16 protein-coding genes and 1 pseudogene are annotated in these 25,772 nt (G+C 53.7%); 13 read left to right on the top strand and 4 right to left on the bottom strand.

The window, feature by feature from the left end; all coding sequences use genetic code 11:
• Positions 1-12 precede the first annotated feature (12 nt).
• Together ACZF99_RS22920 and ACZF99_RS22915 are read left to right on the top strand one after the other, a co-directional pair.
• Positions 13-1,287 (top strand): ABC transporter substrate-binding protein, encoded by a 1,275-nt coding sequence (locus ACZF99_RS22920; RefSeq protein ID WP_483607251.1) that lies wholly within the window; start codon positions 13-15, stop codon positions 1,285-1,287.
• Positions 1,288-1,360: 73 nt separating this feature from the next.
• Positions 1,361-6,268: an S-layer homology domain-containing protein gene (locus ACZF99_RS22915; RefSeq protein ID WP_483607250.1), complete on the top strand. Its 4,908-nt coding sequence runs from the start codon at positions 1,361-1,363 to the stop codon at positions 6,266-6,268.
• 145 nt (positions 6,269-6,413) lie between these two features.
• On the opposite strand, the gene glf is transcribed toward ACZF99_RS22915, so the two are convergent.
• Positions 6,414-7,517: a UDP-galactopyranose mutase gene (gene glf / locus ACZF99_RS22910; protein WP_483607249.1), complete on the bottom strand. Its 1,104-nt coding sequence runs from the start codon at positions 7,515-7,517 to the stop codon at positions 6,414-6,416.
• 398 nt (positions 7,518-7,915) lie between these two features.
• Between glf and ACZF99_RS22905 the strand changes: the two are divergent.
• A pseudogene (locus tag ACZF99_RS22905) lies at positions 7,916-8,008 on the top strand (hypothetical protein); the annotation flags it as partial.
• Between the two features lie 23 nt (positions 8,009-8,031).
• On the opposite strand, the gene ACZF99_RS22900 reads toward ACZF99_RS22905, so the two are convergent.
• The gene (locus ACZF99_RS22900) at positions 8,032-9,588 is read right to left on the bottom strand and encodes a stalk domain-containing protein (protein ID WP_483607248.1); all 1,557 of its coding nucleotides are present in this window, start codon (positions 9,586-9,588) and stop codon (positions 8,032-8,034) included.
• Complete coding sequence (locus ACZF99_RS22895; RefSeq protein ID WP_483607247.1) at positions 9,585-11,990, bottom strand: hypothetical protein; 2,406 nt, start codon at positions 11,988-11,990, stop codon at positions 9,585-9,587. Before ACZF99_RS22895 ends, ACZF99_RS22900 begins: the two co-directional genes overlap by 4 nt.
• Before the next feature lie 194 nt (positions 11,991-12,184).
• On the opposite strand from ACZF99_RS22895, the gene ACZF99_RS22890 reads away from it, so the two are divergent.
• From ACZF99_RS22890 to ACZF99_RS22855, 8 genes are all read left to right on the top strand, one after another.
• A complete protein-coding gene (locus ACZF99_RS22890) occupies positions 12,185-14,404 on the top strand; it encodes a helix-turn-helix domain-containing protein (protein WP_483607246.1) in 2,220 nt (739 codons plus the stop codon).
• A 34-nt stretch (positions 14,405-14,438) separates the two neighbouring features.
• Positions 14,439-16,055, top strand: a complete 1,617-nt coding sequence (locus tag ACZF99_RS22885; RefSeq protein ID WP_483607245.1) for an extracellular solute-binding protein — start codon at positions 14,439-14,441, stop codon at positions 16,053-16,055.
• A gap of 236 nt (positions 16,056-16,291) precedes the next feature.
• A complete protein-coding gene (locus ACZF99_RS22880; RefSeq protein WP_483607244.1) occupies positions 16,292-17,239 on the top strand; it encodes an ABC transporter permease in 948 nt (315 codons plus the stop codon).
• A gap of 16 nt (positions 17,240-17,255) precedes the next feature.
• Entirely contained in the window at positions 17,256-18,128 is an 873-nt protein-coding gene (locus tag ACZF99_RS22875) for a carbohydrate ABC transporter permease (RefSeq protein ID WP_483607243.1), read from the top strand.
• 115 nt (positions 18,129-18,243) lie between these two features.
• Positions 18,244-19,863 carry an extracellular solute-binding protein gene (locus ACZF99_RS22870; protein WP_483607242.1) on the top strand — a complete coding sequence of 540 codons (1,620 nt, stop codon included), beginning with the start codon at positions 18,244-18,246 and terminating at the stop codon, positions 19,861-19,863.
• A 15-nt stretch (positions 19,864-19,878) separates the two neighbouring features.
• Positions 19,879-21,030, top strand: coding sequence for a Gfo/Idh/MocA family protein (locus tag ACZF99_RS22865; protein ID WP_483607241.1), 1,152 nt, complete (start codon positions 19,879-19,881; stop codon positions 21,028-21,030).
• A gap of 24 nt (positions 21,031-21,054) precedes the next feature.
• Positions 21,055-22,134: a Gfo/Idh/MocA family protein gene (locus ACZF99_RS22860; protein ID WP_483612912.1), complete on the top strand. Its 1,080-nt coding sequence runs from the start codon at positions 21,055-21,057 to the stop codon at positions 22,132-22,134.
• Positions 22,135-22,248: 114 nt separating this feature from the next.
• A complete protein-coding gene (locus tag ACZF99_RS22855; protein ID WP_483607240.1) occupies positions 22,249-22,425 on the top strand; it encodes a hypothetical protein in 177 nt (58 codons plus the stop codon).
• 122 nt (positions 22,426-22,547) lie between these two features.
• Here ACZF99_RS22855 and ACZF99_RS22850 read toward each other — a convergent pair whose 3' ends face one another.
• Positions 22,548-23,660, bottom strand: coding sequence for an NADH:flavin oxidoreductase (locus ACZF99_RS22850; protein ID WP_483607239.1), 1,113 nt, complete (start codon positions 23,658-23,660; stop codon positions 22,548-22,550).
• Positions 23,661-24,202: 542 nt separating this feature from the next.
• On the opposite strand from ACZF99_RS22850, the gene ACZF99_RS22845 reads away from it, so the two are divergent.
• On the top strand, positions 24,203-24,988 hold the full coding sequence (locus ACZF99_RS22845; protein WP_483607238.1) for a methyltransferase domain-containing protein: 786 nt from the start codon (positions 24,203-24,205) through the stop codon (positions 24,986-24,988).
• Positions 24,989-25,060: 72 nt separating this feature from the next.
• Entirely contained in the window at positions 25,061-25,741 is a 681-nt protein-coding gene (locus ACZF99_RS22840; protein ID WP_483607237.1) for a DUF554 domain-containing protein, read from the top strand.
• Positions 25,742-25,772: the final 31 nt, after the last annotated feature.

The following is a 25,772-nucleotide window of genomic DNA, read 5'->3' as shown; positions in this document are numbered from 1 at the left end:
GGGTAGTGACAGATGAGAAAGAACGTAGTCCTGTTATTATGCTCCCTATTGCTGATGCTTGCCGCAGCAGGGTGCGGATCGAATTCCAATGCCGGCAGCACGAACAACAGCGCTTCAGGCAATGGCGAAGGAGCCAAGCAAGAAAAGAAGGAAACCGTCGAGGTGACGATGGCGTATTGGGCCAATGCGTCCGAGCAGAAGAACTTTGAGTTTATGGTGGACGGGATTGAAAAAGAATATCCGAACATTAGAGTCAAAATGCAAATGTATCCTACGAGCGATGAATTTTGGAAAGCGATTCCATCGGCCATTGCTGCAGGCGTAGGTCCCGACATTATCGCCATGTCTGATGAAGGAAACTACGAGTATATCAAAAAGGGCGTTTTAGCCCCGCTGGATGAGCTCATCGACCAGGTTGGGTTCGAGAAGGACCGGATTACCGCTTCGCTATACAAAGGCTGGACGGACGACGATAAACTGTACGGCATTCCTTACGATTCTTCCACTTCTATGCTGGCGATCAACAAAACCATGTTCGAGCAATCGGGGATCACGAAATATCCGGAAACGATGGATGAGGTGGTTGAACTGGCCAAAGCCATGACCACCAACGATGTCAAAGGAATCATCGGCAGCATCGATCCTTTCCATATCACGCAATATGTACACGCTTTCGGTGGAGATTGGGGGTTCGGGAAAACGATCAATTCCAAAGAAAACGTGGCCGGCGTGCAATTCTTTGTCGATTTGTTCCTGAAAAATCAGGTTGCTATTGCCCCGATCGAAGTGGGAGCCCCATGGGACGGCGAAGTGTTCAGCCAGGAGAAAGGCGCGATGTCCACGGCGGGCCCGTGGTATGTCGGCCACTTGAAAGAAGCCAATCCGGATATGGAAATGATCGCTTTGCCCATGCCGAAGGGCACGGTTGAAGCGCAAAGCGCTTACTCCCACGGCCTGTCCATTCTGGCCGGCAGCAAGCATAAAGAAGAAGCGATGTCGGTCATCAAATATGCGCTAAGGGATGAAGCGCAAGTCAACGCGATCGATGCGGTGGGTTACTCGCCGGCCGTATCCGCGCTTCTTCCGAAATATCTGGAACAAAACCCGGAATTGAAACCGGTATTTGACAATATGGAAAAAGTCGGGATGCCGTTTGCTTATCCGGAACAAACCAAAGCGTTTCATGCCGATCTGTTGAAAGGCGTGGAGGAAATTATTTTCAAAAAAGACGGATTGACGGTGGAGCAACTGCTGAACCATCTGCAAGACGAATACGGAGAAAATTAATTACCGGGCTGGACTTTCGGCTATGCCAAGGTTCAGCCGTTTTTCGAAAATCAAGAAGGAGGCAAGAGGGGCAATGAAAAAAACGCTCACCAAACTAACCTCGCTGATCCTGTTGGGAGGTCTGCTCGTTACGTCGATTGGCCCGTTTCAAACTGCCCACGCCGCGCCGGCGCTGAAGATTGCGGAAGGCCAGGTTCAAGGCGAATACAAGCTGGATCTGTCGAAGGTCGGCAATGAGGACTGGCTGCATCTTAAAGGGGACGCTCAAGGGAATATGATAGAAATCAAAAAAGCGTCCTCCAGTACCGTCACTTTCAGCGTGTATGGAGACACGGGAACCGAAGGGAAAGCCGACAAGGGCGGGGATGCCAATTACTTGTCTTACTCCTGGACGGATGGCATGGCCGGGTACGAGCAAGGCGACAAGGACACCGGGTTTGCCATCTTTTTTCCAAAAGCAAGCCGCGATCCGGGGACTTACGACAATGTAGGCTGGAATTTTGAAATCGCTCCGCAGCCGCAGGAGAGCACTGTCGTATTCGGAGTCGGGGTATGGCAAGCGGATGCGGACATCCACATTTACAGTGACGATGTTTGGTTCAAGACAATAAAATTAGGTGCGGGCGGTACTCCGCAGATCTATAAATATCAGATCGCGATCCCTGCGAACGTTAGTTTGAAAGTGGAAGGCAGATTGACACAAGCCAAAGCAAGAGACGGGAACATGACGTTTTCCGGATTGGCGCTAAGCAGCGCGGACGTTGTCGATAAAATTGCCCTGCACAATGAATATAGCAAAGTTAAGGATATGACGAAGGGGCTATTCACGGACGTTTCCTGGCAAGCTTTCGTAACCGCGAGGGAAACCGCCAAGACCCTCCTTGAGAAACCGGATGCAACGCAGCAGGAAGTCGATGACGCTCTCCAAGCTTTGTTAGACGCTCAGGCGGCTCTCAAAAAGCGAGAGACCCGGATTAAAATTGACTTTATGGGCAGCGGATCGAAAGAATATACTTTCGGCGCTAGAGGGGACCAGCAAGACCGATATCAGACGTTTACGGTTAATGAAAGTTTCGAGATGGAATATGTTCAGGTTGTAGTCAATAGAGCGAACGAGCCGGTCAGCGATCTGTTGGTTAAATTGTATGCGACGGACAGCCAAGGACTGCCGACAGGGACGGCATTGGCCGAGACGTCCGTCGCTCAGAATCAGGTGATAAGCGGCGCGATCACAACGGTTCCGCTCCAGTATGCTCTAACACAAAATACGCGGTACGCCCTTGTTTTATCGCAGCAAGCGCTGGGTTCGGGCGAATACCGCTGGAAGGTAATGAACAAAAGCTTCGAATCGCAAAACGAGTATTTCGGCAAATCGGTTTCCGGCGTTTTCAAATCCGAATCGGATCTCGGCACGGGAATGCTGCGCATTGTCGAGAAGAGCGATGTGGATCGAAGCGGTTTGCAGTCTCTCGTCAAGGACGCCGAACATTATAACAGAAGGCTGTTCAATAGTTCGAGCTGGTCTCAAGTTGAACTCGCGCTGACACAAGCCCGTGCTCAATTGAACAATATGGATGTAAGGCAAGCGGATCTGGATCTGGCCTATGATCAGTTAGAGTTAGCCATAAGCCGCCTGGTGCTGAACATTGGGCTGGATGAAGTGGCGGAACAGATCGGTTCCATTCGAAATTCGGTTGTGACCGGCTATACGGCGGAATCGGTGGACGAATTGAAGAAGGCCGTCCAAGAAGCGCTGGCACTCGGTGCAGGAGCTGCGGATCAGGATCGCATCATGGCTTATTCCAAGGTGCTGAACGCACTGGAGTCATTGCGCGGGGAAGGCCAATATCAATTTGAAGCCCATCCGCAAATGACGGCTGCATTCGGGTTCGAGGGAGACAAGAACGCTTCGCTGGCTTTTCTTGACGGCTCGTATCAAATCGGGGGTTACCGTCATTATCAACATGGACCTGTAGCTCCGAAACAGATGGTTACTTTCGGTGTAACGGATACATCAAACATCAAATGGTATAATGCCGAGGGTTATCTGCCGGCATTCATCAACGAATATGCCAAGAATGACATGGAATATAAAATCGAATCTTTTGCCAATAAACATACGGTGGACGGAAAAGATTACGTGATCAACTATTCCAGAATGACCGTTACCAATCATTCCGGCGAGACCAGGTTGCTGCCCGTCGTATCGAACAACTTGATTGCCATCAATGAGGCGGCCAATCTGGTGCATACGATTGCTCCGGGGGAAACCGTGATCCGCGATTATGCGATCGAAGCGGATAAGTACGAATATTTTGACGAGGGTAAAACAGTCTTCACTTCTTTAACCAGAGAGCAAGTAGCTGGACAGGGAAATTTTGACGATAACTACAATGCGATGAAGTTATATTGGAATAACAGGCTCTCCGCCATTGTAGATCTTGATTTGCCGAATCAGGAACTGGTTCATGCTTTTAAAGCGGGTTATATCTATACCTTAATCATCAAAGACGACACATATCTGCATGTCGGGGAGAACGGGTATGCAAGATTATTTTCTCACGACACGATCGGCATCCTGGTGCAATTAATCGAAAGCGGCGATTTTGCTTATGCCGAGGATTATTTGAACAGTATTCCATTGACCGGGGGAATCAATATCGAGACCGGTGAAGTGGATCCCGACCAATATTGGGATGCCAACTGGAAGCTTCCTTGGGCCTATGCCGTATATTTAAGCAAAACAGGGGATGCCTCCATTTTTGATAAAATGATGACGGGGGACGACGGTTCGCAGGGAACCGTATTTGAGAAAAGAGTCAAGATCGGGGCAAGGAGTATTGAAACCGATCGCATGGGCGACGGCGGCATTATGAAAGAAACCTATGCCATCGATGATAAAGGCTATTGGACCATTGACAATTATTCCGCTCTTATGGGGTTGGCGGCTTATGAGTACATTACCCGCGAACTCTATCGGATCAAAGGGGAAGCAAGCTATTTGGCGGAAGCCGATTGGGCCGAAGCCCAACATGCCGATCTGCTGACAAAATTCACGGACAAATTGCAAAAGACGATTGCCGATAACGGCCTCCGCTACATTCCGGCCTCTGTGGTTGAAAGCAACGACAAAAACCGGATGAGGGATTCCAGGGATGCCAACTGGGCTTCCATGTACCTGTTCGGAAGATGGCTGTGGGATGGTTATCTATACGGTGCGGAGCAGCCGGAAGACAATATCAACCTGACGATGATGGATGATACTTATACGTATGGCATCGAAAGACGCATGAACGAGCAAACAACCGACTCGCCCTATAACTTTGGCGGTTATCCGCATGGCTTCTATTCCAGCGCTTATAATGCCGGTTACGGCAGCTCGGCGCTTCGCGGGGAACAGTACAGAGATATGGGAATCAAAGCGTATGAATTTATGATTGAAAATTCTATGAGCGGACCGTTCAGCTGGTGGGAAGGCGTTGCCTATCCTGCGGCATCAAGTCCATGGACGGCGACGAATGAGTGGCTAGGCCTTCAAAATACGCCTGGCGGCGGCGGATCGGCCCAGCATATGTGGGGGCAGGCGGTCAACTCCAAGGTGTTGAGGGATTCGCTTATTGCCGAAAGGATTTTTGATCAAAACGAGAAGTACGAGATTATCATTGGCCGCGGGATCCCTAAAGAATGGGTTGAGAACGCCGCGTTGCCTAATCATGTCGTGGCCGAAGTACAGAACTATCCTGCCTTCCAGGGCGGTAGAGTGGGCTATAAAATCGAAAGACAAGCAAACCAACTCATCGTTACATTAACCCGCCGTTTGGAGCAAGCGAAAGCGGATACGGACAACGCCAGCTTCAGTATTCAGTTGCCTAGCATGGTGAACAATATTCTGGAAACCTCCGTCGGTGTGGTCGATGAGGGGAAAGGAATCGTTACCGTTCCAATCAACACGGATTCGGTCACCATTACGTTAGCCGATTTGCCGGGGCTTTCGGATGTCGAATTGGATTACGCGGCACTGAAAATTGGATTTGCTGCCGGAGACTCGGATTCCTCGGTAACCCAAAACGTAACGTTGGGGAAGACAGGGGAGCATGGAAGTACAATTACCTGGGCTTCCAGCGATCCGGGGGTGATCTCAGAAACGGGGATCGTTAAGCGTCCTTCCGTCACGACGCAAGTAACGCTGACCGCTACTTTAGAAAAGAACGGAGTGAAGATGCAGAAGACCTTCGTTCTGACCGTCAAGGCGAAGCCTGACGGAAATCCCGGAAATCCAGGCAACGGCGGCGGAAGCAACGGCGGTGCCAATAGCGGAACCAACAACAATAGCGATGGCAGCCACCGTAATGACGGAACCAATGGAAATGGCACCCACAATGGGAATACTAGTAACGGCAACAACAGCGGCGCTGATGGAAATACGGAAACGACCCTGCCGCAGTTTACGGACATTGCGAACCACTGGGCGCGTGAAGCGATTGCTACAGCGGTCGAGAGCGGAATCATCAAAGGCTATGAAGACGGGACGTTCCGCCCGAATGGCGCGGTGACGCGCAGTGAATTACTGGTGATGCTGGGCCGTGCGCTTGGTTTGGAACAGGAAGATATGACGCTCTCGTTTAAGGATGCCGCCAAGATCCCGGTCTGGGCGAGACCTTATATTGCCGGTGCGGTCAAATCCGGATTGGCGAACGGTTACGAGGACGGAACTTTTCGTCCCGGCGCCAAGATCACTCGGATGGAATTCGTAGCCCTGGTTGCACGCGCGCTGAATTTGCAGCCCGAAACCAATGCTACCTTGCCTTATGCCGATTCGGATCAAATTCCTTCATGGGGAGCGGGTTACGCTGCGGCGCTGTATCAAGCCGGGCTGATCGAAGGCAAAGAGAACAACCGTTTTGCCCCCAACGATCCTGTGACGCGGGCGGAAGCCGTAACCCTGCTGCTCAGATTGGCTCATAATCAAGCTGATAATTAAGTTTACGGCAACCGACATACAACAGACTTAATGATTGACCCTACTCCAGAAGAGGCGTTCCTATAAGTCATCATAGATGACGAAGGGACGCCCCTCTTTTTATGTCGTTAAGCAAAAAGTAACCATTCTCAAATTGAAGAACGATTTATTCTCCAAATTCGTTATGAACCGCGGTCAGGGCCTCGGCAATGACCTGATGCATATCGTAATATTTGTAGGAGGCTAACCGGCCGCCGAATATAACATGAGGCTCTTGATCCGCCAACCGCTTGTACTGCTTGTAGGTTTCATTGTTTTTATCGTCGTTAATCGGATAATACGGTTCGAGCCCGGGTTTCCATTCCAGAGGATATTCTTCCGTCACGACGGTCTTCTCCTGGATGCCGAACTCGAAATGCTTATGTTCAATGATGCGGGTATAAGGGGTTTCCCGGTCCGTATAATTCACCACGGCATTACCTTGAAAGTTGTCGGTATGGTCCATGACCTTCGTCTCAAACCGCAAGCTCCGGTATTCCAAAACGCCGTATCTGTAGTCAAAATATTGATCGATCATCCCCGTGAAGACAACCTTGTTCGCCAGCTTCGTAAAGTCCTCGCGCCGTTCGAAGAAATCGGCGTTCAGCCGGACTTCCGTCCCCTCCAGCATGTTTTTGATGATTAAGCTGTAGCCGCCCTTAGGAATGCCTTGATATTGGTCATTGAAATAATTGTTGTCGTAAGTGAAACGAACGGGCAGACGCTTGATGATGAACGAGGGCAGGTCTTTTGCGGATCGTCCCCATTGCTTCTCCGTGTAGCCCTTGATTAGCTTCTCGTAAATATCCGTCCCTACGAGCGAGATCGCTTGCTCCTCCAAATTTTGGGGCTCCGAAATGCCGGCCGCCATTTTCTGTTCTTCGATCTTTTGTTTTGCCTCAGCCGGCGTAATCACGCCCCATAATTTGTTGAAGGTGTTCATGTTGAAAGGCAAGTTGTACAGCTCGCCCTTGTAATTGGCGATAGGCGCGTTGGTATACCGGTTAAATTCAACGAATTGATTGACGTAATCCCAGATCGGCTTGCTGTTCGTGTGGAAAATATGGGCGCCGTATTTATGGACGTTGATTCCTTCCACGGGCTCGGTATAGACATTCCCGCCGATATGATCCCTTTTATCGATAACAAGGCAGCGTTTGCCCCTTTGGCGTGCTTCATAGGCAAATACGGAGCCGAACAAGCCGGCACCTACAATTAAGTAATCGTACATGGTGTAATCTCCTTCAAGAAATTCTGTTCAACTCCTAGTATATAGAATCAGCCTGCAACTTGGTAATCGGAAAATAAAATATGAAGATAGAATAGAGAGATCGGCATGGTGGCGCTGGGCGGTCCAGGAATAGACGGTATAATTGAACTCGTAGAGTTCGGCGTGTTTAACTACCCTTGGGGAGCATGCTGTCCGATTTTCGATGGTCCGCTTTGCAATGCTTTTATGTTGCGGCTTCCTGGTGTGAGGACCCGGAGGAACGGGTTAAATAACAATCAGGATGATAACAAACTGGTGGAGATTTGGACATATCATGAGAACCATGAACCGGTGGGGTTTATTGGACTGAATGGGACTAAGATCGAAGCCTTTTTGTTCATCCGGATCATCATGGGAAAGGCATCGGCCGTCGACTCGTCGAACATGCGGAGGCGCGGATCGGCCGAGGTAAAAGATTGGACCAGCCCTCATGCCAAGCTTGCAAGGCATGAGAGCCGGTCCTTTATATCGGATATTAATCCCGCAGCAACAACGTCTTGGTTTCCGCGTGCCAGTCGACCGAGGTGCCCAGAGATTCGGCGATCAATCGGACGGGGACATAGGTGATTCCTTTGTTAATATAAGGCGAGGCTTCTAGTCGTACGGTAGTCCCGGGAGCCGTCCCCAAGGTTAACTCGGGGGAGCCGGGACTAAAGGATACCGTTCCGTTTGGCCCGCTTAAGCCGATCCGTTGGCCTTCGAAGGTTACCGTGTAACCGAGCGTCTCCGCCACGGCGCGCAATGGCAGCATCGCTCGCCCGTCCCTTAATTCGGGAGGCGTGTCTAGCGCAATTTCCTGGCGGTTATGAAGGATTCGGATCGCCCCGTTTGCTTCCCAGCCGCTCGGCAACGCATAGAATTCGATCTTGCGTAACTTGTTGTTTAACGTATCCGCAACGTAGAGATTGCCATCCTGATCAATCGAAACGTCGGACGGCCGGTATAACCTCGCCGTCTCGTCGAGCCCGTTGGCGTTGCCGTACTCGCCAGCCTGACCCGCGATCGTCGTCACGCGTCCGTCCTTCAAATAGCGAACGGCGTGGTTCAGGCTGTCGGCGATGTAGACGCCGCCCGCCGCGGCAATGGCAATGCCGCGGGGACTGTAAAATCGAGCCGCGGTGGCGGGGCCGTCGGCATAAGCCCCTTCGACGTATAGCTTGTCTTCGTCCAACTCGCCGCCGCCCGCGACTGTGCGGACGGTTCCTTCGTTGAAATCCATATAACGGATGCGTTGGTTGCCGGTATCGGCGATATACAGATTGCCCTTCGCGTCGAGCGCCAGCCCGCTAGGCTCGTTGAATCGCGCTTCGGCGATCGGACCATCCCGAAAATCGCCGGTCCCTTCCACGACGCCGCTGAAGACTTCGGCTGTCCGCTCCGGCAGGGCGTTAAGCGTCGTTACTTGGCCGTTGGCGCCGATCTTTCGAATCGCGTGGTTCAGCGTATCGGCGACGTAGACATTGCCTGCCGGATCAACCGCGACGTCGGACGGGGCGTAGAAGGCGGCGGCGCCTCCTTTCCCGTCCGTGCTCCCCATTAACCCGCTGCCGGCAAGGGTGGATACGACACCGTCCGGAGAGATTTTGCGGACCGCATGATTTCCACGGTCGGCAACATACACATTTCCCAAGGCGTCGGAAGCCATCCCGAGCGGGCTTGAGAAGAAGCTCGTATCGGCTAGCCCGTCGGCGTAAGCCCCTTGCGGGATACCGCCATCTCCCGTCAGGATATTATGTTCCGTTCCGGCGTAAACGGCCGCACGGCCGTTCCGAATGATGCGAATCCGATGATTGTCCGTATCGGACGCCAGCACCGTTCCATCCGTCAGCGCCAGCACCGCGCCGGGATGACGGAATGCCGCCTCCGCCGCGGTACCGTTCCACTCTTCGTATTCGCCGCTGCCGGCCGCCTCCGTCGTTTCGATCAGGGGCCTGCCTTCCGGCGAATATACCGTTGCTCCGGCAGGGAGGGCGCCTCCCAGAAGAAAAGCGGCAGTCAATCCGCAGACGCCAAATGCTCGATAGATTTTCATAAGTTCTCCTCATTCTTTAGGAATTGGGTCTGCATATTTGCTTGTTCTTCCTCCGTACGGACCTCGATCGGATTGCCGTTTAGGCCGTAAAATCTCCAGGCGATCATCATGATTCTGTCGCTGGCCGCTGCATCGACGATCATAAACGGAAGTACGACGAAGGCTTCTTCGGTTGCGAAGGCGGCTCCGTTCTCCACCTTGAAGGAATATTCCGCCATGTACACTTCTTCGCCGTCATGCTCGCTCTCGCTGACGTATACCGATTCCGTCACCGTAGACGGCGAGAATTTGCCGGGATTGTAATACGTGGTTCCCTCGCCTTGCTCGAGCTCCACGCCGCGGGCGTAGACGAACTCGAGCTGGGCCTCGGACAGCTCCATTTCGCCGGTGAACCGATCGAGCGTAACCACCGCTTGGAACTGCGTCGGTGAGATCCGGTCGATTCGCATAAATGCGTAAGCCGGTAACTCCATCTCCGTGACGAGCAATTGGATCGTGCCTTCGCTCCCCGCGAGTTTCTCTGTGCCGGCGAACTCCGCTTTATAGGTTCGGGGCTCGTCCGATCCCGTCCCTTCGATCGGTATGTCGAAGACGACGGTGCCGTCCGCGCCGATTGGCTTGGTTGCGAGCTCCCGGTCATCCTCGTACAGCTTTACGCTCCCGGAGACCGGTACGGGACCATGCAGCGGCGTTACGCTGACGGTAAACGGAATCGTCTCGCCGACCGCGACTTCCCGGTGAGGTACCTTCACCGCCGTTGACGTTTCGGCCTTCTTGACATTCAGCACGACCGGGAAGGAAGTGCTCGCTTGCATCGTTGGGGACTCCGCGGTTTGTGCACTCACACGGTAATCTGCGGGATGAAGCCGTGCATAGCTTTCTTCGGAGGAGATGCGGGCCGTAGCGATGCCGTTAACCGTTGATCCCGTCGCGATCGTTTGCGTCCCTATGCGGAAGGCTACGGATGTACCGTCGGGAACGGGTCGTTCCGTTTGAGAGATCGTCACGTGGGCCGTCAGAACGAAGGGCTCGCCTGCATAAATCGAGGCGGGACTGACTTGAACCGTCGTTGATGTCGCAAGCCGGATCGGCCCGGAAGAATTTCCGCCCGTGCTTCCGCCGCTTGAACTTCCGCCGGAAGGCGGTTTCGTATCGGGAGGATTCGCGGTGCCGGGGTTCTTCGTCCCTTGCTGTTGACGAATCTTTTCCGCCTCTTTCTGTTGAATGCGATCTTCCAACGCGTTTCTTTGGGCATCAGTCAGCTCGGACAAGTACTTGTCTTTGGCTTCTTGCGCTTTTTCCTGCGCCCGTTGTTCGTTTTGTTGCTTGAGCGCCTCCGCCTGCTGCTGGATTTGCCGGATAAGCGCCTGGTTTGAATCGATGACGGCCTGTTTCGTTTCTTCTTTCGCAGTGGCTTTTTGCTGCATGCGTGCTTTCGCTTCCGCTAATTGCTCCTGCCGCTTCCGATATTCCGGATCGTTCGCTAAAGGATTCGCCGGAGGGGCAACCTGCCGAAACGGCTCGTAGGGAGACGGGGCGCCGCTTGGGTTGTATTGATTCAGAAGCCCTTGGATCTCTTGCTGAGTCAGCAGGCCGTTTGCTTGATTAATGATCTGCTGGACGGAATCTTGATAGTAATCGGGAGAGAGGGGCATTTGCCCTGCCGGGACTGGGGCCTGCCGGTTCTCCTGATCGATCTTGCCGGTGGAACCTATCAGGCTGGCCAAGACCGATTTGGGGGTCAGAGCAGTCAACTGCTTGGGGTCGATCGGGTGATTGGCCGGCAAGACTTGGGGATACTGTTCGATTTGCTGCGCCGGCCACACGATCATCTCTCTGGATGCGTTCGTTGCGTCAGAATGGTCGGTTGTCCCGGGAATCATCGGCGATACGGCAACCTTGCCGGACAATACGGCGGCGTATGTCGTCCCGAGAACCGGGTCGGTTCCGACCATGAAGTGCGTCCCTTGAACGCTCATTTCGGCCGTCGGCGTCTCGACCCGGTAAGAGCCCTTCGTTCCGTTCAGGTCCTGGACGTGGTTCATCATTGAGCCCGACCAGGTATGAAAGGCTGTCTCTGTTGCGCCGGAAGCGTTCTTCCGCAGTTTGGACAACGTCCCGCTCCAATTCTCGCCGAGGACGATCTCGTCGTCACGATCGGAGATCCGAAGCTTCAAGCTTCCGCCTTTTCCGACATGGAGGAAATCCCCTTCCTCGAAGGTCATCCCGTCGAACACGCGAACTTCCTTCGTCCCCCCGCTTTTCGCCACATAAACGTCGCCGACGACTTCCGCCGCGACGGCATGGCTGGCAACTGCACCATAGGCCGTTTCCGTGACACCGGATGCAAGAATCAAACCCAGAATGACGGAAGATAAAGCTAGGCGTTTGATTGTCCTCAATAGATCATCTCCTAATTTGTTCTATATAACAAAATGAAAATTTTACTTAATTAATATTTTAATGCCTTACAGCAATGCAGCGCAATAAGTATCTAAAAACTTAAATAAAAAATGTGAGTCTCGAATAAATTGTGAATTAACAACAGGAAAGGGATCTCTTATAATGAATGAAACGGTTTGGGAGAGTTGGCTATATGAGAATGAACTGGTATTACCGCACGATTCTTTCCTATGCACCGATTCTCTTCGTCATCATTTCCTCGATGATCTTCGTAATTTTCCTGGCCCTGAACAACGCTTCCGAGCGAAAATACCTGGAGACCAACAAGGCGATTCTGGATCGGATCGTATTTAATGCGGATGCGAATCTGATGCTGATCGAGCGCAACGTCGCCAGCAAATTGTTGATGGACGGCGAGATCCAGGACTATTTCACGAGCGGCCCCAAGGATGCGCTGGATGACTTCCTGCTGCAGAAGAAGATGATCGAATTGAGCTTGGCCCTGCCTTTTGCCAACACCATCTACATCTATAATGAAGCCGGACAGCGAATTATCTCGGATTTGGGGTCGTATTCGCTGGATGCGTTCGGCGATGCGGATTTCTTGATGGCCAACTACGGCCGGAAAGATTCCGCAGGCTGGTTTAATCCGCGCGCCTTCGCCTATTTGCCTCAAGGGGAGGAGCAGCAGCAGGTCGTCTCGCTGGTGAAATTCGCTTATACCGGAGATGACATGCGCGGGGCCCTCGTGGTGAACGTGTATCAGCGCTCATTTCTGGAATATCTCAATTCCTTAAGTGAAAGCGATTACAATCAAGTCCGTCTGATTGACGCTAGTTCAGAGGAGAGCCGACCGGACTCGGGCCACGCCGTGAATGATCTACGGGTTCAATCCGATTATACCGGCTGGACTTATATCTCGGAGGGGGTCAATGATCAGGGCTACAGCTGGTTGTCCCTTTTCTCGAACGCCTGGATGGTCATTTGGGTGATCTTGATCCTGCTGGCTCTGATCGGGTTTACGATTGTAACTCATATCCATTACAAGCCGATCCAATCGATTATGGAGAAAGTCAGCCAGTTTTCGAACCGGAAAAGCGAGGAGCTCGGCATCAAAGGGGCGAACAATGAGTTTACTTTCATCGAGACGGCGTTGGACCATCTGCTGAAGCGGTCGCTGGATTACGAGAATCTGCATAAGGAAGACAGCTTGCTGCGGCAGCAGCGGCTTTTTCATGATTTGCTGGCAGGGCATCTTGTTTTGACGGACGAGGAATTCAGGCAGCGGCTGGCCGAGTTCAACCTGTCCGCGCCGTATGACCGGTTAGGCGTGATGGTGGCGGAATTGGACCGGTACGCCGGGTTTACGGACAAATACAAGGTAAGGGACCAGCATTTACTCAAATTTATCATCGAAAGCGCCTTTCGCGATCTGGGACAAAGCCATCATGCCTATGTCTGGCACGCTTGGATGGAACCGCACCGGATCGCCTTCGTCGTGCATCATACGGCATCCGATCCGCGCAGCAGCCGGGCGATCGCCGCCTATGCGGAGGAATTCAAGAAATGGATCCATCAGCATCTCGAGCTGACGATATCGATCGGCATCGGAGCGGATTCGAAATCGATCGAAACCATCGCGGATTCCTACCGGAACGCGTATGAGAACGTGGAGCTCAAGACCGTTGTCGGCATCCATTCGATCATCGACAACCGGAAAAGCGCGGGCATGTTAAATCCGGACAGATACGCTTACCTGCAAGCCTTGGATTACGCCGCCCAGTCCTTCCGCACGAATGAAAGCGAATGGCGGGGGAAATTAACGCAGCTCTTCGCCCAGCTCGGGAAGATGCGGTTTCGCAAGCGGGATATGGCGGAGTTTGCCCAGGCGTTCATCAAACGGATGGATAAAGCGGTGCTGGCCTTGTCTTCCCCGATTCAAGCCCGCTGGAAAGGCGATTATCAGGAGCGGTTCGCCAGCCTGGCCGAAACGGCGGAGACGCTGGAAGAATTTCAGGAACAGTTCATGAGCCTCATGAACCAGTTCGAGGCGTGCGTGGAAGAGGACCGCCAAGCTCGCAGGCATCATAGTTTGGCGATGCAGGCCAAGCATTATATCGATGCGCATTTTGCCGATCCGGGCCTCTCTCTGGTCCAAGTGAGCGACTACCTGAACCTTCAGCCCAGCGCGCTGAGCGTTATTTTCAAAGAGGAAATGGGCGAGAAATTCGTGGATTACGTCTTAAAAGTCCGGATGCAGCACGCCAAACAGCTCTTGCTGGAAACCGAGAATTCGATCCAGTCGGTTGCGGAACGTAGCGGTTACCAAAACGTGAATTCTTTCTATCGCGCATTCAAGAAATATCAGGACATCCCGCCGGGGGAGTACCGCAATATGTACCGTACAATTTAATACGTTGTGACCCAAACGAGGGAGGAGGATCGACATGCCGCTTCCAAGGCCGCAGTCGTGGTTATCGAAACTGACATTAGCCGTTGTGCTGGCGGGATTATTGGCGGGCTGCAGCGGAATTGAGGGGGCGGAAAGGCTGAGGGGGGCGCCGGACTCGGTTCCGCTCCTTGATGCGGACGGATTCGCGGCGGGGGACGAAGGCTGGACGACGCTAAGCATCGAACTGTTTGAGCGCAGCAACAAGCCGATCGGCGCGCCGACGATTACCGATAACGCAATGACGCAGTACATTCAGGAGCATTTCGGGGACCCGGAGCGGATTAAAGTTGAATTCGTCACCGTGCCCCGAGCGGAAGAGGTCAGGCGCCTGCAGGTGCTCATGGCCGCGAATCAAGCGCCGGATCTCGTGTTTACGTACGACCTGCCAACCGTCTACAATTTTTACACGCAGGGCAAATTAACCGATTTGTCGTCTTTATTGGACCAACACGGTTCACGGCTGAAACAACTCCTTGGTGAGGAGATCTTAAGCTACGGTCGGATTCGGGGGACCCAATTCGCGATTCCGGCCAAACGGGTGCTGACGGCCCGAAGCACTACCTTGATCCGCGAAGACTGGCTCCGCATAGCCGGTTTGCCTTTGCCGGAGACAACGGAGGAATTCTACCGCGCGCTTCGGGCGTTTAAAGAGAACCGGCTGCGGAAGGACGGAGAAACGATTTATCCCTACGGTCATATCGATTATTATCATACCGCGCCCCTGCAGTACTCGTTCTGGGATTGGGACCGAATCACCGAGGAAGACTTGTACGCCGAACCGGGCTGGACGATGCCCGGGAACAAGGAAGCGTTCCGGTTTCTGAACCGCCTGTATCACGAAGGCTTGATCGATCCCGACTTTCACTTGGACCGGTTCGCCCAGCAATTTCAGAAGGACCTGGTGAACGGACGCGTAGGCGCCGGGACTCCGAACACGAATGAACCGGTGTATATGGGATATCTGGCCGAATTGCAAAGGAGCGATCCGAACGCCATCCTGACGCCGATCGATCCCTTCACGAGCGCCGGCGGCAAGAAGCCCAAGCCGATTCTGGAAAGTACGGGGATGTACATCATGGTTCCGAAAACGAGTAAAAACGCCGAGGCCGCCATCAAGTACTTAAATTGGATGGCGCAGCCGGAAAACGTGATCACGCTGCAAAACGGAATCGAGGGGGTGACGTACCGGATGGAGGACAGGGTGCCGGTTACTCTGGAGAACAAGGATGCGGACCGCCTGTTATTCAATTATTTCGACTATTGCATCATTTTGAACGGCAAATATGTCAGCGGCCAGGACGAACGTTTGAATTTGAAAGCGAATGCGTCCAATGCGAGGTTCGAGGAATTTACTTCGAAGAGCGTGGAGTACGGCATGACCGACGGTATCGAGCCCCCGCGAATTCATGCGATCCTTCCTTCCGAGATCCGGTACTCCGCAATTTTGAACGAGAAGAATGACGAGATTTTCGTGAAGGTCCTCACGGCCGAGCCGGAGGAGTTTGACGCCGTCTACGACGAGGAAGTGGCCGAGTACTTAACGATGGGCGGGCAGCAGGTCCGCGAGGAGAAGCATCGGGCTTATCAAGAGCAGAGCAGCGGCACGCGATAAATCGAACCTCAATGAAATCGTCCCAAGCAGGGAGCATTCCCTGAATGGGGCGTTTTTTTGCTTAATGCCGCTTATTTGCCCGCCGTCCGAACAAAGGTTAGGCATATAAAAATGGTGAAAACCCCGGTTTAAAAAAGAGAAGAGGCCCCAAAAAAGGAGAATTTCACATCGTTCGCCCCTGTTGTATAGTAAGCAGCAACCAAGCCATAGACTTACCACCCGAAAGGAGGATGCCGATGCAAACCGAAGTCAGGCGGGCGCGTTCGCCGCTCCCCGTCAAACGCCGCAAGGAGATGGCCGCCTTAAGGCGACAGTGGCCTTTGTATCTTCTAATGTTCCTGCCGATGACGTTCTTTATCGTATTTAAGTACATTCCTATGGCGGGCGTCGTGGTTGCGTTCAAGGATTACAACATTTTCAAGGGGATCTGGGCCAGCGAGTGGGTCGGATGGGAAGTATTTCGGGAGATTTTTGGGATGCCGCAGTTTTACAAGGCGCTGCGCAACACCCTGATGCTTAATGTATTCTCTTTACTTACGTTTCCGATTCCGATCATCCTAGCGATCATGCTCAACGAGCTGCGCGTCAAGTGGTACAAGCGCGTAAGCCAAACCCTGCTGTATTTGCCCCATTTCATCTCCTGGGTCATCGTCGGCGGGATGGTCATTCAATTGCTGGCGACCCATACCGGCAGCGTGAATGAATTCATCAAAAACGTCGGCGGCCAACCCATACCGTTCCTGGAAAATACGGTGCTGTGGATTCTTACTTACACGGGAGCCGGGGTATGGCACTACGCGGGCTGGGGAACGATCCTGTATTTGGCGGCGCTTACCGGCATCAACAAGGAGCTGTACGAAGCCGCCGAGGTGGATGGGGCGAGCCGGCTGCGAAGAATTTGGCATATCACCCTCCCCGGAATTAAGCCGACCATCGTCGTGTTGTTCATTATCCAGATCGGCCATATGGCGGACATCAGCTTTGAGCAGCCGTATGCCCTGCAGAACGGTTACGTCATGGATGTCGCCCAGGTGATCAGCACCTATGTGTATACGGTTGGGATTCAATCGGCGCAATTTGCGCTGGCTACGGCCGTTGGATTGTTCCAGTCGGCCATCGGTCTAGTCTTGCTGCTCACGGCCGAACTCATTTCCAGAAAAGTAAACCAGCAAGGCATCTTCTAGCAAAGGAGGGGCTCGCGTGATCCGGAATCCGGTTGATAAAGTGATCGATACCTTCGTCATTGTGTTCATCGGCCTGTTTGCTTTATTTTGCGTAGTGCCGATGATCCATATTTTCGCCTTATCCTTCAGCGGCAACCGGGCCATTATGTCGGGAGAAGTGTTCCTGTGGCCGGTCGACTGGAACTTCCATGCGTATTCCGCGGTATTCGGGGACAACTCCATGATGCGTTCTCTGGCGCTGACGGTGATTCTGGTCGTTGTCTATACCGCAGTCGCTTTGGTGATGACCGTTATGGCTGCGTATGCGTTAAGCCGGAGGAACTTTACGGGCCGAAACGTGATGTTCGGATTGATCGTGGTCACGATGTTTTTTAATCCCGGGATTATCCCGAATTATTTGCTTGTCAAAGAGTTGGGCCTGCTGAATTCGCCGCTGTCGCTCATTTTGCCCCTGATGATCAATGCGTTTCTGCTGATCATTATGAGGACTTCCTTTTCCGGGGTTCCGCATGAGCTGGAGGACTCGGCCTGGATGGACGGCTGCGGCCATTTCCGGTTTTTGCTTCAGGTCGTCCTGCCGCTTCAACTGCCGATCCTCGCCACCATTGGCTTGTATTCGGCCGTGGACCGGTGGAACATGTTTCAGGACGCCTTGTTTTACATCAACGATAAAAACCTGTATCCGCTCCAGCTCAAGCTCTATCAGATGGTGATCAACAGCCAGGTGAACGATGCTACTGCGCAAGAAGGCTTTAACGCTGCGACCCCGATTCCCCAGGGCATCCAGTCGGCCAGCATCATGTTTGCCACCGTGCCGATTTTGCTGGTTTATCCTTGGCTGCAGAAATATTTCATTTCCGGCATGCTGCAGGGGGCCGTCAAAGGGTAGCCCGGCAGAAAGCAAGGCAGTTCGATTTGATAGCTGCTCTTCGGCGGACCCTTGCTCCTGAACGGCTGCGCCGAAGATCACTATATACAAAACCAATTAAAAGGGAGGCAACACCATGCGTAAACCAATACGCTCTTCGATGTTCGCCCTAGTTGCGTTGGTCATGGCCGCGAGCTTGGCTTTGGCGGGCTGCGGCGGCGGGGGGAACAACGGCCAAACCGGGGGAGAAGGGAACGGCGGCGGAAATGCCGCGGCGGCGAACAATAAGAAATCCGAACCTAAGGGCGAACGGATTAAGTTAAAAGTGGAGCTGTTCGACCGAAACAATACGCCGGCGGGAGAGCCGCCCATTACGGATAACTTCATGACCCAGTATATCCAGAAAAATTTCGGCGACCCGAACAACATCGACGTCGAATTCGTCACGGTGCCGCGCGCCGAAGAGGTGGATAAGCTGAACGTCCTGATGGCTTCGGGCTCCGCTCCGGACATCGTGTTCACGTATAACAAGCCAACCGTGCAAAACTACGTGAAAAGCGGAGGCTTAACCGATCTGGGACCGCTCATTGACCAGCATGGACCCAATCTGAAAAAGGTGCTGGAGCCTTCCCTGCCCTACGGCGTGTTTGACGGGAAGCAATACACCCTTCCCACGCTGCGCGTAATTCAAGCCCAAACCACCACCTTCATCCGCAAGGACTGGCTGGATCAATTGAATCTTCCGCTTCCGCAAACGACGGAGGAATTCGTGGATGCCCTGCGTGCCTTCAAAGAGAAGGATCCCGGCAAGACGGGAGGCAAAGTCATTCCTTACAGCCATATCGGTGTGTTTCATATGATGCCTTTGGTGAACTCCTTCTGGAAATGGGACGAAATCACGGATAGAGACCTGTACGCGGTTCCCCGCTGGCTGCAGCCGGGAAGCAAAGAAGGCTACCGGCTGTTGAACCAGATGTACAACGAAGGATTGATCGACCCGGATTTCGCGCTCGGCGAGGACTTCGGCCAAGCCTTTGCCCAGCAAGTCGTAAACAGCGTTGCCGGGGCGGGCACGCCCAATACCAATGAACCGGTGTACAACGGGTACTATGCCAATCTGAAGGCGAACAATCCGGATGCGGTGCTGGAGGCCATCGATCCGTTCTCCACCGCCGACGGGAAACATCCGAAGCCGGTGTATGACCCGATTGGAGCATACATTATGATCCCGGCGACGAGCAAAAATGCGGAGGCAGCCATTAAGTATCTGAACTGGATGGCCGATCCGAACAACATTCTGGTGCTTCAGAACGGCGAGGAGGGCGTATCGTACGAAATGAGCGAAGACGGGCTGCCGATGCTGCTGGATACGCCGGAGGCTCAGAACCTGCTGTATAACTACTATGATTATTGCATTATTTTGAATGGCAAGTACATTTCGACGGAGGACCCGAACAAGAACATCGAGGCTAATGCTTTCGATCCCGATTTCAAGGACTTTACCGTCAAGAGCATCCAGGTGGGGACCAATGACGGGTATACCTTGCCGCGTGTCGATGTCGCGGTGGAGGCCGAGATCAAATACGCCAAAATTTTGGAGGATTTCGAAAAAGAAATGCTGGCCAAGATCGTTACGGCCAAACCGGATCAATTCGACAAGGTTTATGACCAGAAGGTCGAGGAGTACATGGCCATGGGCGGTAAAGCCGTTATGGAAGGCAAGCAGGCGGCCTATGACGAGTTTTACAAGAAGTAACAGGAGGGAACCCGATTGATAAACGTAGCGGTGATCGGTGCCGGCGCCATTTCTCCGGCTCATATCCAAGCGTATCTTCAGTTTCCGGAGCAGTGCCGCATCGTGGCGCTCTGCGATATTTACCCGGAGAAGGCGCGGCAAAAGGCGGACCAATTTCAGTTGGATGCGGAGATCTGCGCCGATTATACGGAGTGGCTCCAGCGAAGCGATATCGACCTGGTATCCGTGTGCACTCCGCCCTATACCCACGCGGATGCGGCGATCGCCTTGTTGGACGCGGGCAAACACGTGATCGTCGAGAAGCCGATGGCTTCCTCGTTGGAGGAATGCGATCGGATGAACGAAGCGGCGGCGCGCAGCGGCAGAATATTATCCGTCGTGGCGCAAAACCGGTTCACGACCCCTATGATGAAGCTGAAACGCGTATTGGACACGAAGCTGATGGGGCCCATCGTGCATGCGCAAGTCGACTCTTACTGGTGGAGAGGCCATTGTTACTATGATCTGTGGTGGAGAGGAACCTGGGAGAAGGAAGGCGGCGGCTGCACGCTGAACCATGCGGTGCATCATATCGATATTTTCCAATGGATGAACGGCATGCCTGCCGAGGTCACCGCGGTGATGAGCAACACCTCTCATGATAATGCCGAGGTGGAGGATATCTCCATCGCTATTGCCCGCTACGACAACGGAGCGTTGGCTCAGCTTACCAGCTCCGTCGTGCATCACGGCCAGGAGCAACAGTTGATCTTCCAGGGAAAGCACGCGCGCGTGTCCGCGCCGTGGAAAGTGGCCGCCTCTGTTTCGAGGCCAAACGGATTCCCCGAGCAAGACGAGGAGCTGGAAGCCAAGATCCAGCAGGTCTATGACGAACAGCCCGCGCTTCCGTACGAGGGGCATCGCGGTCAAATCCGGGATGTACTGAACGCGATCGAACGGAACGCCCCCGTGCTGGTGGACGGCATTCAAGGCCGAAGAACGCTGGAGCTGATTACGGCGATTTATCAATCGGCCAGCACCGGGCAAACGGTGAAGCTGCCGCTTGATCCGGATAGTCCCTTTTATACGAGGCAGGGGATTTTGCAGAATGCGACTTATTTTTACGAGAAGAAAACCAGCATCGAGAACTTCAGCGACCATACGATCACCTCGGGAGGCAATAGCTGAGGGCGGAAAGGGGCAGACGCCATGATGCAGAAGCAGGATGGGATGAATTACGCGCCGAAAGGAAAACCCAACCCGGTAGTCGGAGAGGGCGAATTCCGGTTTGCGGCTATTGGATTGGATCATGGGCATATTTACGGAATGTGCAACGGGTTGATCGAAGCCGGTGCGGAGCTGGCGGCGGTCTATGACCCGGATGCGGAGAAGGTAAAGCGATTTGTCGAAGCCTTTCCGCAAGCGAAGGCGGCGAAGTCCGAGGAAGAGATTCTGGAGGATCCGCAGATCAAGCTCATCGCCGGGGCCTGCATTCCTTCCGAGCGATGTGCACTGGGGCTTCGGGCGATGGAACGCGGCAAACATTACTTTGCGGATAAACCGGCCTTTACCACGTTGGAGCAGGTCGATCAGGCCCGCCGGAAAACGGAAGAGACCGGACTCAAATGGGGGATCTACTACGGCGAACGGCTACACGTGGAAAGTGCGGTTTTTGCCGGCCAACTGGTCGAGGAAGGCGCCATCGGCCGGGTCGTACAGGTGATCGGTACGGGACCGCATCGGGCCAATCCTCAGGCTCGCCCGGATTGGTTCTTTGACCCGGACTGTTACGGCGGGATCTTATGCGATATCGGGTCTCATCAAATTGAGCAATTTCTGCATTATGCGGGCGCCAAGGACGCGAAGGTGCTGCACAGCAAGGTCGCCAACTACAAGTTCAAGGCGTATCCGAGGTTCGAAGATTTCGGCGATGCCACGCTGGTGACGGATAACGGGGCTACCTTCTATTTCCGGGTGGACTGGTTGACTCCGGATGGATTGGGGACATGGGGCGACGGCAGAACGCTTATCCTGGGGACGGATGGCTATATCGAAATTCGCAAGTACATTGACATTGCCCGGGAAACATCCGGCAATCATCTCTATTTGGTTAATCATGAGGGCGAATTCCATTACGATTGCTCTGGTAAAGTGGGGTATCCTTATTTTAGTGCCTTTATTATGGATATCCTGAACGGGACGGAAACCGCGATGACGCAGGAGCATGCTTTTAAAGCGGCGGCTTTGTGCATCGAGGCGCAAACGCAAGCGTTGCGGATTGAAACGGCTTGATCGTTTCCGATGGAGAACTGATAACGAAGCCCGCAAACGATTCGTTTGCGGGCTATCTGTTGGATTGCTCTCAAGCACAGCCATCGAGACGTCCGCGATCCGATGGAGTTTCATATGAGAACGAACGGTAAAAAGAACCTCGAAAATGGAGGGGCGGATGAATGCATGAGCGCAATTTCATCGCGAACTCCTGCTGTCGCCCCCTTTGCGCCATTATCCCGTTTGATCAGTAGCAAGATAGAAGATAAACTCGAAAAATCGGGTTGGGGAATGCAGCTCGGTTTGAGTTAGCACCTCTTTTTTTCGTATCTCGTGTCCTGTCCCTAACCCTAGCCCTGTCAACTGAACAAAAGGGATAATCGTGCAAAGGGGGCTGCAGAAGCACTAGAACAACAGATCAGCAGTACAACAGCTCAGCTCAGCGTAGCAAGGGCTTCCTTCGTAAACGGCTGCAGTTCATCCACGCGTCCGTCGCGGATCTTCGCTGCCCAGGCTGGATCGGTCAGCAACGCGCGGCCGACGGCGACGAGATCGAATTCGCCGCGATCGAGGCGTTCGATCAACTGCTCGATCCCGGTCGTTTCTCCGCCCCGGCCCGACTCGAACAAGCTGGTGAACTCGGAGTTCAAACCAACAGACCCCACGGTGATGGTAGGTTTACCGGTCAGCTTGCGCGTCCAGCCGGCCAAGTTCAGTTCCGAGCCCGCGAACTCCGGCTCCCAGAATCGCCGTGTGGAGGCGTGGAAAATATCAACGCCGGCAGCGCTTAGCGGAGCCAGGAAGCGCTCCAGCTCCTCGGGGGTCGCGGCCAGCTTGGCGCTGTAATCGACCGGCTTCCATTGCGAGAAGCGGAAAATGATCGGGAACTCCGGTCCAATCGCGGCACGGACCGCTTCAATCACCTCAACGGCAAAGCGGGTGCGCCCGACAAGGTCGCCGCCGTACTCATCGGTACGCTTATTGGTGACCTCCCAGAAAAACTGGTCGATCAAATAACCGTGCGCGCCGTGGATTTCGACGGCATCAAAGCCAAGGCGCTTCGCATCCGCGGCGGACCCGGCATAAGCCTGAACCAGCTCCCGAATCTCCTGCTTCGTCAGCGGTTCGGAAACCGGCTTGCCGTTTAAGCCGAGACCCGACGGACCGATGGGATCGGCGTTCGATTCGGGGAACGTCTCCCGCTGGCGGGCGGTGCCGGTATGCCAGATTTGGGGAGCGATTTTCCCGCCGGCTTCATGTACTTCGCGGACGATCCGCTCCCATCCCGCCAAGGCATCTTCTCCATAAAAATGCGGCACGTTCCGATCCGCAGGTGCTGCCGGATGGTTGATGACCGTACCTTCCGTAATGATCAGCCCGACGCCGTTCTCCGCTCTGCGGCGGTAATAGCCGGCCACGTCGGGGCCCGGAACGCCGCCCGGCGAGAAGGATCGGGTCATGGGGGCCATGACAACCCGATTGGTAAGCTTCAGTCCACCGCCTTCAAAAGGTTGAAACAGGGGGGCTGCCGTTTTGGAAATGGACATGGGAATCTCTCCTCTTAGCGATTATCTTATACATATATCTAAATATCCCCAGTATAACAAAACTTTGGCCGATCGAGAAAGCGAGGTTGTGGCATGGGTACTCCGGCATGTTTTGATTTTATCCGGAGTTGGATTATAATGAGAGAGTATATCAAATATGAATAAGGTGGGTTAAGTTAAATGGTGCATTACATCAGACTGCGTTATTCCGCTTTGAACAAGTAATTTCATATGTTCAAAGGCTCTGTTCGCCGGAACAGGGTAAACGGGATCAGTCTGCCCATTTTTCATCACTCATCATGGATATAACGAATAGATGAATGAAGGAAGGCGGTCGTGCTGCCTTCTTTTTTTGCGCCCAATGGGGCTTATTTTAGGCATGCTCGACGCGGCTTCCACGTTCATGGGCTCTTCTTCCCCTTTACTCTGTACGGCGAGGGAAAGGAAGGAAAAGCATGAATCAACCAATGAACGGCGCAGAACGCGCGAGAACATATACATCAATCTTAAAATGCCCGGTATGCGGGGGGCGGTTTCAGGCAGTGAACCCGGAAAGCTTGGTTTGCTCCCAAGGCCACGCGTTTGACATGGCGAAGCAAGGCTACATCAACCTGACGACTCGTCCGGTCCCCAGTCTTTACGATCAAGAGCTCTTCGCCGCAAGGCGGAGCATTATCACGGGGAGTCGGTTATACGCCCCGATGCACGAGACGATCGCCCGGATGATCGCTAACCGCATCGGTGTCCCCGCCTCTGGCGGTCTGGTCGTCGACATGGGTTGCGGGGAAGGATCGCATTTGCAGGAAGTGGTGAACAGGCTGGGCCATCCGGATTGGCGGGGCCTCGGGATCGACTTGTCCAAGGAAGGCGTCCGAATGGCGGCCCGGCAATACGGGAACGGGCTGTGGCTCGTTTCGGATTTGGCTCAAGCACCGCTGCGGGACCAATCGGCTCAAGTGATCTTAAACCTGCTGTCCCCGGCCAATTATCAGGAGTTTAAGCGAATTCGGGCCCCGGAAGGGGTCATCGTCAAAGTCGTTCCGGGCGCGCATTACTTGCGGGAATTGCGGGAGGCGCTGCATGCCGACGGCAAGAATAGGGATTATTCCAACGCGAAAACCGTGACGTTGTTCCGCCGGCATTTTCCCAGGATGGAAGTGGTGCATTTGAAGTACCGGCGGCGGCTTGAAACCGAGGAACTTCGCGACTTGGTGCGCATGAGCCCGCTCGCCTGGTCTGCGGAGCAAGCGAAAATCGCGGCGTTTACGAACCGGGACAACGCGGAGATCACCGTAGACTTGGATCTGCTGCTGGACCAGCATACCTAACTTGGCTAGACGGCAAATCGGCATTGCGCTATCATTTACTAGACGCAAGATTTATAGGATGGGAGCAGGAAGATGATCGGAACGATTGTGAACACGGCAGCCATCTTGGCGGGCAGCGTGCTGGGCAGCATTTTCAAGAAAGGGCTGAAGGAAAAGTATCAAGCCGCGCTGTTTACCGCGATCGGCTTGGCCGCGACGCTGCTGGGAATCAACGCCGCGGTGACGCATATGAAGGACAGCTCTTTTCCGGTGCTGTTTATCATCAGTTTGGCGGCGGGGAGCCTGATCGGAACGGCGCTGGATATCGACGGAAGTTTTCAAAGGCTGGTCGGGCGTTTCTCCACCTCCAATTTAGGTCAAGGGCTCTCCACGGGAATTCTGCTGTTTTGCATCGGCACCTTGTCGATCCTGGGACCGATCGAAAGTGCGATACACGGCGATCATACCTATCTGTACATGAATGCCACGCTGGACCTGGTCACTTCTATGGTGCTGGCTTCCACCTACGGCATCGGAATCGCCATCACCGCCGGCGTCCTGTTCGTTTGGCAGGGGGCCATCTATATGAGCGCGGATTATATGGCGCCGTTTCTGACCGCGCCGTTATTGACGGAAATCTCGATTGTCGGCGGCATACTGATTGCAAGCTCGGGCTTGTCTATTTTAAAGATCATCGACGCCAAAACGCTAAACATGCTTCCGTCACTGCTGGTGCCGGTAATCTGGTTTTTGTTAAAGGGGTTGTTCGGTTAGCGTGCTGACGAACCGGTCTCGATTAAACCGC

The sequence above is a fragment of the Paenibacillus sp. JL3B1040 genome (genome assembly GCF_057063165.1).
This window is presented reverse-complemented; position numbering and strand designations above follow the sequence as displayed.

Bases quoted from the DNA above. Each gene is read 5' to 3' on its own strand.
- ACZF99_RS22920 (WP_483607251.1), top strand. From the start codon at position 13: ATGAGAAAGAACGTAGTCCTGTTATTATGCTCCCTATTGCTGATGCTT.
- ACZF99_RS22915 (WP_483607250.1), top strand. From the start codon at position 1,361: ATGAAAAAAACGCTCACCAAACTAACCTCGCTGATCCTGTTGGGAGGT.
- glf (WP_483607249.1), bottom strand. From the start codon at position 7,517: ATGTACGATTACTTAATTGTAGGTGCCGGCTTGTTCGGCTCCGTATTT.
- ACZF99_RS22900 (WP_483607248.1), bottom strand. From the start codon at position 9,588: ATGAAAATCTATCGAGCATTTGGCGTCTGCGGATTGACTGCCGCTTTT.
- ACZF99_RS22890 (WP_483607246.1), top strand. From the start codon at position 12,185: ATGAGAATGAACTGGTATTACCGCACGATTCTTTCCTATGCACCGATT.
- ACZF99_RS22885 (WP_483607245.1), top strand. From the start codon at position 14,439: ATGCCGCTTCCAAGGCCGCAGTCGTGGTTATCGAAACTGACATTAGCC.
- ACZF99_RS22880 (WP_483607244.1), top strand. From the start codon at position 16,292: ATGCAAACCGAAGTCAGGCGGGCGCGTTCGCCGCTCCCCGTCAAACGC.
- ACZF99_RS22870 (WP_483607242.1), top strand. From the start codon at position 18,244: ATGCGTAAACCAATACGCTCTTCGATGTTCGCCCTAGTTGCGTTGGTC.
- ACZF99_RS22860 (WP_483612912.1), top strand. From the start codon at position 21,055: ATGCAGAAGCAGGATGGGATGAATTACGCGCCGAAAGGAAAACCCAAC.
- ACZF99_RS22855 (WP_483607240.1), top strand. From the start codon at position 22,249: ATGAGAACGAACGGTAAAAAGAACCTCGAAAATGGAGGGGCGGATGAA.
- ACZF99_RS22850 (WP_483607239.1), bottom strand. From the start codon at position 23,660: ATGTCCATTTCCAAAACGGCAGCCCCCCTGTTTCAACCTTTTGAAGGC.
- ACZF99_RS22840 (WP_483607237.1), top strand. From the start codon at position 25,061: ATGATCGGAACGATTGTGAACACGGCAGCCATCTTGGCGGGCAGCGTG.